This is a genomic window from Janthinobacterium lividum, from assembly GCF_034424625.1.
Lineage (GTDB): Bacteria > Pseudomonadota > Gammaproteobacteria > Burkholderiales > Burkholderiaceae_D > Janthinobacterium > Janthinobacterium lividum.
Genome location: NZ_CP139976.1, coordinates 2,990,844 through 3,004,255, shown reverse-complemented (window position 1 = coordinate 3,004,255; position 13,412 = coordinate 2,990,844). Strand labels below are relative to the sequence as shown.

The window sequence follows — 13,412 nt, the reverse complement described above, 5'->3', positions numbered from 1 at the left end:
ACCCCTGAATTATTTATAATTTCTATTCCCATATTATTTCTAGTGGAACGCCAGGCTCCAGTTCCGCCTCCTTGCCAGAAAGTGGATATTTTCGATGTCCCAACGAGTATTTAGTTACAAAAACCTTTAAGCTGCCATCGTGAAGAAAATGAACGACAAACCTGCCGGCATCGGACGAATTGTAACGAGGTACAGAGACAGTCTTTTCCACTCGAATCGGCTTACCATTTTTTAATATTTGCATAGATATCGTCGCTTTCATGCCAGGCTTCCATACTGAAGGAATTGAAAGACAGCAAGTTTCCCCGCCCCCCCCTTCGCCAGGAGCCAGGTAGCCAGCCTCTACTGAAGTTCCATCTGCCAGTGTCACAATATAACTTCCGACGCCGCTCTCAGTATGGTTATATGCCGTCAAACTCACGCTAGTTTTCATTGATTCCTTGCTACAAGCAATATTTGAAAATGCCATAAAAATACATAAAAATACATTGAGTAAATTTTTCGGCATTAGTTTTTTTATCATGTGATCTCCTGAAATTCGCCGGCCAAATAAATCTTGTGATTCAAATTACATGAAATCAATTTCAAGAATCATTATCCCTTTGGCTCATACGACTCCCACAACGGTGGCCCCGCTTCCCAAACGGTTTTCGGCAAGGCTTGCAGCGCGTCGTAAAAAGCATCGAGCGATGCGGGTGGGTTTTTCATGAATGCAATAAACAAGGGCTGTTCCATGGCCTTGCCGGAGGTATATAGCGCCAGCAAGACGTACTGCGTTTGCCGGTCGAGGTCATCGATCCCGGCATCGAGCGCCCTCTGCTGGTATTTCGCGACAAAGGCGTTCAGCACGCGCGGCGGCGTGTCATTGGTTTCATCGGTGATCACGCGCCGCAAATGGCTGACCAGGTTGGCGGTGTCGGCCGGTTTCAGTTTGCCATGCTTCACCGCGCTTGACGCTTGCGGCGCGACTTTTACCGTTGTCTGCGCCGCGATGTTGCTGCTGGCAAATGCCAAGACCAAACTCAGGCACAGTGCCAGCGCCGGCAGCCGGTCAAGCTTCAACTTGTACGCCCCATAAAGGCGGGCCGGCTTCCCATACATCGTCGGACAAGGCTTGCATGGCTTCATAAAAACTTTCGATAGAGGTGGGTGGGTCTTGCATCAGGGCGATGAAATCGGGATGTTCGATGCCGGCGCCGGACGTATACAAGGCCAGCAGCAGGTATTGCGTCTGGCGGTCCAGGTCGTCGATGCCGGCGGCCAGTGCGCGCTGCTGGTAGCGGGCGACGAATTCGTACAGCAACCGGGGCGGGGTATCGCTGGTTTCGTCCGTGATCACCCGCCGCAAATGACTGATCAGCGTATCGGCGTCGCCGGCATCGACCAGCATGCCGTATTGCGCATCGTCAAGGTGGATGAGCGGCGAGTCCATGAGCGCAGCGTCCGGTGCAGCACCGGCAGTATCGACCTCCAGCAGGACGGCAACGTCGCCAAAACGGTTGATATACTGCAAGTTCAACAGTCCCGCCACAAACTGCTCGCGCTGCAGCGGCTCCAGGCAGGCCAGCCAGACGGGCAGGATGCGCGTGTCATACCAGCGCAGCATCATCTGCTGCTCGTCGCTCAGGCCGACGGCGTGAAACTGGCGCAAATGCCGCGCCAGTTCGGGCAAGGGCCATGGACTTTCCATCCAGCTCAGGCAAGGCGCGCCATAACCGAGCTTTTCGGCCCAGTCGCAGACTTTTTCCAGCATGGCCGGCGCAAGGCCGGACAGCCGTATCAGCAGGGGCGCGATCTCGGGCAGGCTCGCTTCGTGGGTTTCCTCGAACAGCGACGCATATGGCACTTTCCAGCGCTGCAGCGCCAGGTGGCTGTTTTCGGCTTGCGCACTGTCGAGCAGCAGATAAGGCAGGCGTTGCCGCTCAAGACTGGCCCGGACCCAGTGGTGCAATGCCGAAACGCTGTCGGGCGTCACCGCAGCACTCCCGCTGCGCCCTGTTGCATGGCGCTCAAAATGCAGCTTTTACACGTGCTCGATGGCAGCGGCGGCATCACATACGGTGTGCGCGTGGGCCCGATGAAGCTTTTCTTGCCTGCAAACACGGTGATCTTGCCAGGACACTGGATGGTGATGTTCCCGCCCTCGATGGTGATGTTGGCCCCGCCCGCCGTCGACAGGCGGATGCTTTTCGCCGCCGCCCAGTCGACATGCGCGTTGGCGCTGATGACGTTGACCTCGTCGCGCGCCTGGAGCCGCAAGGTGTCGCCTTGCGCCTGCGCGTCGATGATGCCTTGGGCGGCGATCAGCTGCACCCCGGCCCCCCCCTCCCCGGCCTTGACGGCGCCGCCCAACATGCCGATGGCCTGGCCCGTGTGCAGGCGCCACTGGCCGCCGCTGCTCCATTGCGTGTCCTGCCCGCTCATCAGGACGACGCTCTCGCCATTGGCCAGTTGCAGGTCCTGCCCGGCGATCAGGCCCAGGTCAGCCTTGGCGGCAATCGCGATCAGCGAGTCCTTGGTGTGCGGCAATTGTTCGTGCATGCCCGCCACGCTGGCCTGCATGGCTTTCAGGGGCGCCGCCTGCTCGTCGAGTTCGCTGGCATTCGGTGCGGTGACGCCCACATGGCTGGCGTAGGCCACCGTTTCGTGCGTTTTGGCGGCAGCGCTGAAGGTGTCGCCCAGCATCACTGCCTGCTTCAATAGCGCGATGCCGCCGGCATTGTCGCCGGCAGGATCGCGCTGCGCGGCCTCGTGCTTGAGCACATAACTGGTGATCAGCAAGCCCGCCCTGGCGCGCACCGCGCCATACGCATCGGTGCGCAGCTCGGCGCCGGCGCCGCGCAGGCTGCCACGGTAATTGTCGGCGCCGTGGATCAGATGGCCCAGGCTCAGCTCGCTGGCCGCATGGCTGCTTTTCAACTGTACCCGGCCCTGGCTGTCGGTGTCGTCGAACAGCAGCTGGTTGTAACCGGCCATGCCGCCCGCCTTGCCGAACTCCTTGCTGCGAACTCCCCATTGCGCGCTGGCATTGCGGTGCGCCGCGCTGGCGCCTGCGGCGCCATGCCACAAGGGACTGTTGCCGCCCGCCAGATTACCCTGCCCCGCTACGGCGTGATCGTGGGCCGGATGGAAAACACCAGCGTCGTTTTGATCGCGCGCAATACCGCCCGGCGTGGCTACGGTGCCGCCCTCGCCCTGCCCGTTGTACAGCGCGCCGATGATGACGGGCCGGTCGATATCGTTTTCCAGGAATTGCACCAGCACTTCCTGGCCGATGCGCGGCAGGAACTGGCTGCCCATGCCGCCGCCGGCCGCGCGCTGCGCCACGCGCACCCAGCAAGTCGCGCCAGTCTCCTGTTGCCAGTGGAAGCGGATGCGCACCCGGCCCAGCCTGTCGCAATAAATTTCATCGGCGCCGCTGGCCACGTCATTGCCATCGGCGCCGATGACGATGGCGCTCTGGCTGCCCAGGGCGGTCGGCGTGGCGTGCTGGCGCGCATCGTTGCTGTCATGCACCGGACGCCACGGGGTGCTTGCGGTGATCATCTCGATGCAGTTGGCGTAACCGCTGGTTTGCGCCTGGGCGATCGCGGCGGCGACATCGGGAAATCCTGCGCCCCACTCCGCCACGGTTTCTTCCAGCAATTCCGGTATCGGGCCGAACAGTTCCGCCAATCCCTCCAGGGCCGGCGCCGGCAGGTTGTTGACGCCGATGCTGGCCACGCGCAGCACGACATATTCGGACGCGGCACCATCGGCCTGCGGTAACGGTCCCTGCGTCAGGGTAAAGCGCGTGCCGGCGCGCAGGGTGCGCACGGTCGAACGGGCCTGCCACAGCTGGGCGCGCGCTTCATGGGCCTGCATCTGCAACTGCGCGTAGCGCTGCGCCTGGGCGGCGCTGGCGTACCAGTACTGGCCCGGTGTGTCGTAGCTTTCCAGCACCGGCGCGTTCTTGCCGCCAAGCGCGATGTTGGCCGGCACGCTGGCGGCCACGGCCTTTTTCGCCTTGTAGTCATAGCTGAGCACGCTGCTCAGGCCCACCTGCAGGCTGCGCCGCGCGCTCAAGGCTTGCACGCTGTCGCCCGGCTCGCCGACGCGCGCGCCATGAAAGCGCAGCCCGCCCGCCTGTGCGCTGCTGGCGTCCTCGGGCGTGGCGCAAGCCTGGCTGCTGTCGGCGAACAGGACCAGAGTGTGCGCCTCGAAGCGCCAGGCGATGCCCTCTTCCGTCAGCAGGCGGCGCACGAAATCGAAATCCGATTCGCGGTACTGGCAACAATAGCTGCGTTCGCCCGCGTCCTGCATGAAAGATGCGACCTCGTCGCTCCAGCGCCACAGCGCATACGGCGCATACGCCTGCAATACCTCGTCGATGATGGCCGTCACGCTCCGATCTTGCCAGACGCGGCTGTTACGCACTTGCGTCAGCAGCCACAACCAAGGCGTGATGCGCAGCCGGTAGCGCGCCAGGCCGCCATTGCTGCCTAGCATGGCCGCTTCGCTGACATAGCCGGAAAACTGCGTGCGCGTGCCGTCCGCCAGGCTGATATGCAGGCTGGCCGGCTGGCCCAGCAGGGACGCCAGCGCAACATGGGCGCTGGTGGACAAGGCGATGACGTCGCGCGCGCCGACCTCCTGCAGCCGTTCGTCGGCGGCAAAGGCTTCGACCAGCAAGCTGCCGTTCGCGTCCTCGCCGATGATCAATTCGTACAGCCGCGTGGCGCTCGTGAAAGCGGCCAGTGCGTCAGCAATCTTGTCGGTCGAGGTGGATGACATGCGATTCCCGTCAGTCGTTTACCACGATTTGCATATTTTGCAATTATTGTAGCGAGGAATGTATATCGCAGGAGCGCGATTGAAACCATTGCATGTGCACCCTTGCCGCTCAGGCGGGCATTACCACGACGCCAGCGCACTGTCCGCCTGTGGTGCCGAGCGCCAGCACCGGTTTTTCACTGGCCAGTTCTACCGCCAGCGCAAGATGGACCAGATCGGTTGCAGCGCCAAAACTGCCTGCCGACTCCATGGGGCTCATCCGCTGTTCCAGCGGGTCGAGACCGGCCAGCAGCTGCAACATGGCGGCCACCACGGCCATGCTTGCTTGCGGGCGGTGATCGGCATCGCTGACAACATGGGCGATATCGGCGGCGTCCATGCCCGACGCCATGAGCGCGGCGGACATCACGCCATGCACGGCGGCGTGCGTCGCGGCACCCTGCACGGTGCTGACCGGTCCCAGTATTGCGGCATGCGCCCAACCCTGCTCCGGCGCCCTGTCCGGGTTCCACAGCACGATGCCGCCCGCGCCTTCGGCAGGAATGAAGCCCTGCGGCGCACTGGCGGCAAACACCTGTCCCAGCGCCAAGGCAGGCGCCAGTTCCTCGGGGTCCAGCAAGCTGTCGGCGCCGACGATGATGGCGCAAACGGCAGGCTGGCGAATGCCGTGCTGCAGGGCCGACAGTACCGTGAAAAGACGGGCTTCGCCGGCCGCCATCGGCTGCAAGACATAGGGCATGTCACGCCAGGCCGAATGCTGCCATGCCCGTGCAAAGACTGCGCCCTGCGCCGCGCCGCCGGATATCGCATCGGGCGCCAGCCAATACACGCTCACCGGGCCATCGATGCGGCGAACCAGGCTGCCCTGCTGCGCATGCAGGTCGTCAAGGATGGCGGCGAGCAGGGTCATCACGCGCGGGAGGCGCAGACGCGTGCCGGCGGCATGCCCCATCGCACCGAGGTCGAGAGGATCGACGATACCGGCATGGGCCGGGTAGCCGGACGGGTGCAGGATGGCCTTGTCAGGTTTGAAGACTTGCTTGCGCGCCTTGCTGCCTTCGGCCGTTTCGGTCACGGCACCATGGGGCGTCAGCGCGCTCCAGGCACCGATATGCAGGCGCACCAGGGGAATCGGCGGCGCCGGCGGTTCCTGCGGCAGCTCCTGCGCCGGCGCCGGGATCGCCGTGCTGGCAGGCAAAGACGGCACGGGTCCTGGGGTTGCAAGAAATTGCAGGCCTGTCCAGCCCAGAAAGGCCAGCAGCACGGGCGGTGCGCAGAGCATCAGTATTGCGCGCCCACCTGACAAATCCAGGCGCGATGGCGCCACGCTTGCCAGCAGAGCAATCCAGGCAATGCCGACAATTGCCAGCACAAGTATCCACAAGATTATCCTGAACACCAGCCGGCGGCGCGGACGGTGTACGGGCGGTGCTTGCGGCAAGAAAATATCGCTCATGCTCCTCCTACCCTATCGTGGCCACGGGCAGGCTGGCGATCAGCGCGCAGCCGCAAGCGCTTTTATGCCCATGCAGCGCCACCTTGCGTCCGCCGATACTGAATACGGTACTGCCCTCGATGATCGGATTGCTGCCATGGCCCGGCAATGGACACGCGACCATGTCGCCCACCCTGGCGATGCCGATGCCGCGGATCGTATGCACGGGAGAGGCGTTTGCCACGACGCCGCCGTGGGTCGTCTTGTCGCCGAGCCGGATGATTGCGAGCGCCATGTCAGAATCCCAGCTGATTGCGCCGGAAGGCACTCCAGCCATCTTCAATCGCTTTTACCTGCGTATCGACGCCGTCGCTGATCGCCTTGGCCGCCTTGCTGGCGCCGCCCTGCACCTTGCGTGCGGCCTCAGTGGCCATGTCCCGGGCCTGGCTGGCGCCACTCTGCACCTTGCGCCCGGCTTCGGTGGCCATGTCCTTGGCCTGGTTGACGCCGCTTTGCACCTTGCGCCCGGCCTCCGCCGCCAGCTCCTGGGTTGCGTCCACCACCTCACCGGCCTTTTTCTGCACGGCCGTCGCGGCATCGGTGATTTCTTTCTTGACGACGTTGACCGAGGTAATGACCATCTGCTGGCCGCGCTTCACGGCAGCGATGACGACCTGCTTGCCGCTCTGATACACCTCTACCGTATAGGTGACGCCAGCACGCACGGTATCGACGACAAATTTTTCACCCACCTTGTACGTATGCGTGGCCACCCGCTTGCCGCCTTCCCAGGTTTCCACCACCACGCCCTCGGTCCGGTGATACACCTTGATCACGCCCTTCTTGATGGCAGTGACGGTATCGTCCAGCCAGTCCAAGCCTTGCGCCAGCACATTGCGCGACGATTCTGTCATGCCGCGCGGACGGAAATAACTGAACGGCTCCACGCCGCCCATGAAGCCGGCCTTGGAATCATGCACTGCGGATTTGATGAAATTGAGTACGGGATCGGATGCCGTCGCTTGCCAGGCATCGAGCCGCCACTTTTCCGGGCGTACGATCATGCTGTACTTCATGCCGATGACCTGCAGCGTTGCTGCCGATACCGTGGGCAGAATATGCGACACGGCAAATTCTTTTGCTTTGGCGGCATCCAGCAACAATTCAGCTTCACGCGCAATGCCGGGATGACCTTTTTTGCTGCCACCTGCGCTCTCGGCTTCAATCAGGTCCGGCGTCTTGATTTTTCGCTTGGTCATCGTGCCCCATGTGGAATACAGGGCTTTCATGTGGGCCGTAACAGCTTGCTCCACGGTGGCGGGCGCACCAATTGCTGCCATGTATTGCTTGTAAGACGCTTCGACTTCAGGCTTAAACTCAAAACGTTCTTCAAAAATTACCTTACTAGACTTATGGATATCGTCATAATCGACCAACCGTACACCGCTCTTTACTGCCTCGCGCATCATGTCGCGCATCGGAATACGCGCATAGCTATTCAAAATATTCTGGTTTTTCGGTTCGTACCCTCCCCCAACATCGGAATGGGCTCCCGGATACACTGTTTCAGTCCAACCAGACTTGAGCGCCCCATTCTTCCGGATCAGATCGACTGGAAACGAAAAACGCAACTCATGCGCCGCTACATAGTGCACGCAACGCTCGACCGCATGCGGTACTACCAGATTCTTTTCATTAAAGGGCGTATCGACGTTCAGCGCTGGCAAGCCAAACGAGGCAACCGTATCGAACAATCCCATAAAGTTGAAGCGTATGGGTACTCCCTTGTAACGCAGCAAGCCATCTTTTCCAGTGGTGCATGCTTTCAGCATGTCGTTGCTGAAAGCCCTGGCCAATGCTGCGCCGCGTGAAAAGCCAAAGATAGAAAGATTAATGATAGTAATCAGGCCATGTGCCTCGATCGCGGCAGCGAGACCATTGATATTGGCTGGCTTCCCCTTTTCTCTATAGGCCTTTAATGGGATGTTCAGCTTGGCAGCATTTTGCATAAGGACGACACGCAAACCTTCATCAACGTTAGTTTGCCCAAACTCGGTTCGGCGTGTTCCGCCAGCACCAAGCCCACGTCCGGCGGCTTCCGAATCTTCCACCCTCCTCAGCTTCTCGTCCATCCAGTCTGTCGCTGTACCATTAAAACGCGTCCCGACCCCAGCGATATAAATAGCGTAATTTGGAAAATTACCCCCCAGAAGAAATTGAGCCGACTGCCACAGCCGCGCCGGATTCGACCAACGCCGGAGGTCTTTATCCGCGTCTCTATTATTTCCAGTTCCATCAAAGTAGATACTGATATTTACAGTATCCGCGCAATTCTGTTTCGCACTGGGTTCTACGCCGGCAACATCACGGTTGCATGCCCGCGCCGCAAGCAATTTATCTCCTTCGGCCATATTATTTCTTCCTGTTAGCAAGAATTTTTTGACCTCTGGCTGTTTGTTCTGGTATGGAGTCCGCAAAGGTGAACTCGACCGTATCATCGGGATAAAGATGTATACCGAGATAACGCGTTCCCGGGGATATCTGCTCCGGCGAAATGACGAGTTGGTTCTTTGGGGTCACCACCTCGCCATTGCGCGGTGTACCCTCTGGCCCATCCAATCTCCATCGCAATGTTTGAATTCCAAACGGAATGTAAACATCGGTAATAGTGCCCGTGCGCCCGTACCTATTCATCACGCCCAAGCCGGTGCCGTTAAAAGAAATATCAATAATGATTCGATCAATATAAGAGAACACTTCTACATGCAGCGCTGTTTCTTTTTGCATTTTTTTCTTTCCTTGTCCACAAGCCGCAAGCGGCATCATCAAACCCAAACCTATCAAGCCGATGGCACTCCGCCGGCCTGATAGCAATGGTCGTGATTTATGAATAACCATATCTCGTTCGTCGCCTGTCATGATGTTATGCCCTTATGCTGTGTGTGTGACCAAGTGTGCTGCTAGCTATCATTTCAACGCAGCCTTGCGCCGGTTTTCACCGCAGCGATATCACGGCTGCAGGTGCGGACACCTACCGCCCTGTTTCGTGCATCGGCTTGCCTAGGTAAGAGAACAGCTAGACTTTCAGCCGATTTCTTTTCGCAAGACATGACCGCAGTCCACCAGCGAGATTGCCAGCCCAGTGCAGTCACCATGGTGGCGTGACGCCTGCCTGGCGGCGAAAGTGCCAATTTTTGATTTGCCGCGTTTCTTCCATCCTTGCCACGCATGTTATTTCTTCCTCGCCGCCAGAATTTTCTCGCCTCGGGCTGTTCGTTCAGGTATGAAGTCCGCAAAGGTTATCTCGGCGGTGTCGTCCGGATAAAGATGCAAGCCAAAATAACGCGTTCCAAGCGGTATCTGCTCTGCTGAAATCACCAACTGGTTTTTGATGGTCACGACCTCACCATTGCGCGGCGAGTCCTTTGGTCCATCGAGCGTCCACTTGAGCGCCTGGATACCGAAAGGAATTCGTACCTCGGTAATGGTTCCAGTGGAACCATATTCGTCCATCACACCCAAGTCAGTGCCGTTAAAAATAATATCGAAGATGGGCCGATCGACATACGAGACCATCTCCACATTCAGCCATATCTCTTTCTTTACCGCTTGCCCGCACGCCGCCAGCGGCAGTAGCAAACCGCACGCCATCAATCCGAGCGCCAGCCGCCGGCCTGACTTCGTTGCGTCCTGTTTCCAGATGCTCATGGAAACTGGTCCATGGCAGCTTCAAAGCTGATATCGCCGGCCTTGACCTGCGCCAGCAGTGACGCAATGACCGGGTTGGTCTGGAGCTTGTCGCCGTAGATCAGGGCGGCGCAGGTGTAGTTAAGAATGTCGCGCATGCCGGACAGCTTCAGTTTGCGCGCGGCCAACAGGTGTTTTTGCACGAGGCGGTAGTGCTGTGCTGGTGGAATATCCATCAGCAGCTGCGGCTGGTTTTCCTGCAGCATCGACAAGAGCTGGTCCGGCATGCCCGCTTCCACCAGCATGTCGACCTGCACCTGGGCCAGCTTGAGCGGCAAGGTCACCCGGTGGGGAGGCAGGCCGTGATCGTTTTCCCCTGGCAGCACCTGCTGGGGATGGCCATCGCGGTCCCAGTACCACCATGCTACTATGCCTTGCAGCAGGCGCTCGCGCTGGGAAACGGTCAGCGCCTGCACCCCCACGTGCAAAGTCAGGTCGCTTTTCTGTCCCGTCAGGGTGCCCAGGATGGCCGGGTCCCAGAAGGCAAAAATCATGTCGGTGCCGTCCGGCAGCAGTATTTCAGTAAACGCCGCCAGGCTTTCCCACAGCGTGTCGAAATCATCAGTACTTGCAAGCAGCGTAAAGCTGGCAGGATGGCTGGCGGCGCCTTGCACGATATCCGGCCACGCTTCGGTATCGGCAGCCAGTGGCCACAACGCCACCAGATGGGGCGCGTACGCTTCCGTATCGGACCCGAGCGCCGCCGGCAGCAGGCACTTGCTGTGCATGCTGATCTGCTCTTTTTCAAAGTGCGCCAGCAGCGTGCCGTCCTGCGCCTGGTCGACAATGGCATAACAGCTCAGTTCACGATTGTCGAGCGCGCTTGCCAGGTTTGTTGCAAACGAAGCCTGATCCAGAGGCAAAAAATTCATCGTTGAGATCCTTTGTTGACGAAGGCGGTACGCTGTTTTGCGCGCTTTTTCAGGCATTCCAGGCAGACTTCCTTGGGCAGCACCGGCAGCGCATACGGCATCGTCTTGGGGCCTGGCATCGAAAAATCGGCGTTATGGCTGATGCGCTGGCCACTCGTCATGTCGGTAATGCCCGCGCCGTTGATCCTGATGGCCGAGCCATCGGCACCGAGGATGATTTCCTTCTTGGCAAAAATTTCAATGCGGTCCGTGGCTGACAGCAGGCGCAATACCTTTTCGGCGATGATGTCGATGTCGCCGCCGTGCGCCTGGATCTCGACCTTTCCTTTCGAGGCGAACAGCTTGATGCCCGCGTTGTATGCAAACAGGCTGATCTTTTCCTTGACGCTGGCGATCAGGCTTTTACCGACAGCCAGATTGGCATCCTCGCCCGTCGACATCGTGAGCTGTTCGCCGCTGTGCAGGTGCGTGCTCTTCGGCGTGGCGAGGCCGATGCCGGCCGGCGACGCCGCCAGCAGTACCGGCTCGGCGAAGCGGTTGGCGCCCTGCTGGCCGGCGCCGTCGTATTGCGCCTGGGTCGCGTCGATGAATTGCTGGAACGCCTGCTGCCCCGGCAGCGCCTCGGCACTGGACTTTTCCGCCACGTCCGACAGGTTTTGCGCCAGCTCGTGCGCCTGCGTCAGCTGATCGTACGCCTCGCGCACGTCGAGCTGGGAGCCGCGCCCGCCGGGCCGGCCGTAGGTGCTGATGTACAGTCCCTTTTGCGTGGTGATGGCGCCATACGCATCCGAATTGAGGGCGAAGCCGGAACCGAAAAAGCCGTCGCGCTGATTGCCCTGCTGCCCCACCAGATAGCCCAGGTTGAGCTGTGCATGGGTATTGCTGCTGTACAGCTGCACCCGGTTCTGCTCGGTGTTGTCGTCCATCACCAGCTGATTGAAGCCCGCGCCCTTGTATTCTTTCGATTTGTAGCCCGACATGCGCCCATCGGTATGCCACTGCGGCGCCTGTTCACCGTTGTAGATGCGACCCGTGATGATGGGCCGGTCCACGTCCCCGTCGAGAAAGGTGATGATCACTTCCTGGCCGACGCGCGGCACATGCACGGCGCCATAGCCCTCGCCGGCATTCGGATAGCTCACGCGCACCCAGCACGAGGCCTTTTCATCGCCGGGATTGAGGCGGTCCCAATGGAAGCGCACCTTCACGCGGTTCAGGGTATCGGTATGGATTTCCTCGCCGGCCGGGCCGACCACGGTGGCCGTCTGCGGATGCATGGCCGGCTTGGCGTGCACGAAGGCACTGCGGTATTCCACGCTGCGGCGCTGCACTTCGAAGCGGTTGAAGCAGTGGCCGGTGCGCTCATCGCCGGTACCGGTCGGGGCCAGGTCGGCGCGGTTCAAGCCCGCCTCTTCCTTGAACTGCTGCAGCCGGCCTTTCAGGCTGCCCGAAAAATCCTGTTGCATGCTGGACAGCGGCAGGTTGTTTTCGATCGCCCATTCCACGCCCAGCACGACGAACTGGCGCTCCTCGGCCGCCTCTTCGGCATGGGCCGGATGGTCGAGCAGCGTAAACCAGCAGCCCACCGGCAGCCGGCGCACGCCCGAAGTGCCAAAAAACCGCTTGATGCGCGATTCCCACTCCTGCACCCGGAGGCGCGATTGTTGCGCGCCATGCTCGGTGTCGGCGCTGCTGTAAGCGCCCGTATATTCGTAAACCTCGAGCTGCGACGGAATACTGCCGTGCCCGGGCAAGATCTGCACGGCGTCCTGGTGATTGCTGCGCGGTGCCTTGTAGTCGTAGGTGCGGGTCGCCAGCTGGCTGTTCGACAGCGTGCGGGCGCCGCCCCACTGGACGATCTTGTCCAGTTCCTCGGTGCCAGCTGCGCGGTGAAAGGCAATCTGCCCGGGCTGCAGCGGCTTGAGCGATTGCACCGAATCGGTGATGATCCACTGATGGCCGCTGCCATCGGCCGCCTGTTCGACATAGCCGTACCAGCCTTCGCTTTCCAGCATGCGCATGACGAATTGCCAGTCCGTCTCGTATTGCGTGCAATACGAGCGCTGGCGCACCGCCTGGTTCAGGTCGAACCTGAATTTGCCCTGGCATTGCGGATGGCCGCCCAGCACGTCGGCGATGATGTCGTCGGCGCCCTTGTTCTGCCAGATGCGCGCATCCTTGCGGAACTTGAGGAAGTGCAGGCAGCTGGCAAAAGCGATCTGGTAGGCCGACAGCTGCCCATCGCTGCCCAGCTTCCTGGCCGTATGCACGTAACCGTGGATGGGGCTGTAACTGGCGTCGGGCTGCAGTACCCACAAGGTCACTTCCTGGGCGATCAGCTGCTTGAGTTCCACCGCATCGTCGAGCGACAGCAGATCGACGACATAGTCGTATCCCTCGCTCACGCAGTCGACCGCATGGACGCGCTGCGCCAGCAAGACATCGGCGCCCAGCGGCGTGTCCAGCTTGAGCAGCCGGGCGTGCTGTCCGATCCCTGCAAACAGATTGTCTGTTCCCTGCTCCGGATTAGCCATGCATGTCCATTCCCTTGAGTGACGCTGCGCCTGCCGGCGCAGCCATGTTGC

At 60.5% G+C, this 13,412-nt stretch carries 11 protein-coding genes; all 11 read right to left on the bottom strand.

Translation table 11 applies throughout. From position 1 onward, the window contains the following. Window positions 1–22: 22 nt before the first annotated feature. On the bottom strand, window positions 23–523 hold the full coding sequence (locus U0004_RS13680; protein ID WP_081345622.1) for a DUF3304 domain-containing protein: 501 nt from the start codon (window positions 521–523) through the stop codon (window positions 23–25). Window positions 524–594: 71 nt separating this feature from the next. Beyond that, complete coding sequence (locus U0004_RS13675; protein WP_147284980.1) at window positions 595–1,101, bottom strand: hypothetical protein; 507 nt, start codon at window positions 1,099–1,101, stop codon at window positions 595–597. After that, a complete protein-coding gene (locus tag U0004_RS13670; RefSeq protein WP_081345623.1) occupies window positions 1,052–1,975 on the bottom strand; it encodes a DUF4123 domain-containing protein in 924 nt (307 codons plus the stop codon). The genes U0004_RS13675 and U0004_RS13670 overlap by 50 nt, the downstream gene beginning before the upstream one ends. Beyond that, window positions 1,972–4,773: a type VI secretion system Vgr family protein gene (locus tag U0004_RS13665; protein ID WP_115057469.1), complete on the bottom strand. Its 2,802-nt coding sequence runs from the start codon at window positions 4,771–4,773 to the stop codon at window positions 1,972–1,974. The genes U0004_RS13670 and U0004_RS13665 overlap by 4 nt, the downstream gene beginning before the upstream one ends. A 109-nt stretch (window positions 4,774–4,882) precedes the next feature. Further along, a complete protein-coding gene (locus U0004_RS13660) occupies window positions 4,883–6,229 on the bottom strand; it encodes a hypothetical protein (protein WP_139144172.1) in 1,347 nt (448 codons plus the stop codon). A gap of 7 nt (window positions 6,230–6,236) precedes the next feature. Next, window positions 6,237–6,503, bottom strand: a complete 267-nt coding sequence (locus U0004_RS13655) for a PAAR domain-containing protein (RefSeq protein ID WP_070257310.1) — start codon at window positions 6,501–6,503, stop codon at window positions 6,237–6,239. Between the two features lies 1 nt (window position 6,504). Continuing rightward, window positions 6,505–8,619 carry a phospholipase effector Tle1 domain-containing protein gene (locus U0004_RS13650; RefSeq protein ID WP_071653687.1) on the bottom strand — a complete coding sequence of 705 codons (2,115 nt, stop codon included), beginning with the start codon at window positions 8,617–8,619 and terminating at the stop codon, window positions 6,505–6,507. Between the two features lies 1 nt (window position 8,620). Continuing rightward, window positions 8,621–9,127 (bottom strand): hypothetical protein, encoded by a 507-nt coding sequence (locus U0004_RS13645; protein ID WP_139144173.1) that lies wholly within the window; start codon window positions 9,125–9,127, stop codon window positions 8,621–8,623. 312 nt (window positions 9,128–9,439) lie between these two features. Beyond that, window positions 9,440–9,916, bottom strand: coding sequence for a hypothetical protein (locus U0004_RS13640; RefSeq protein WP_070257316.1), 477 nt, complete (start codon window positions 9,914–9,916; stop codon window positions 9,440–9,442). Continuing rightward, window positions 9,913–10,827: a DUF4123 domain-containing protein gene (locus tag U0004_RS13635; RefSeq protein ID WP_070257318.1), complete on the bottom strand. Its 915-nt coding sequence runs from the start codon at window positions 10,825–10,827 to the stop codon at window positions 9,913–9,915. The genes U0004_RS13640 and U0004_RS13635 overlap by 4 nt, the downstream gene beginning before the upstream one ends. Next, entirely contained in the window at window positions 10,824–13,361 is a 2,538-nt protein-coding gene (locus tag U0004_RS13630; RefSeq protein ID WP_070257320.1) for a type VI secretion system Vgr family protein, read from the bottom strand. Before U0004_RS13630 ends, U0004_RS13635 begins: the two co-directional genes overlap by 4 nt. Between the last annotated feature and the right edge of the window lie 51 nt (window positions 13,362–13,412).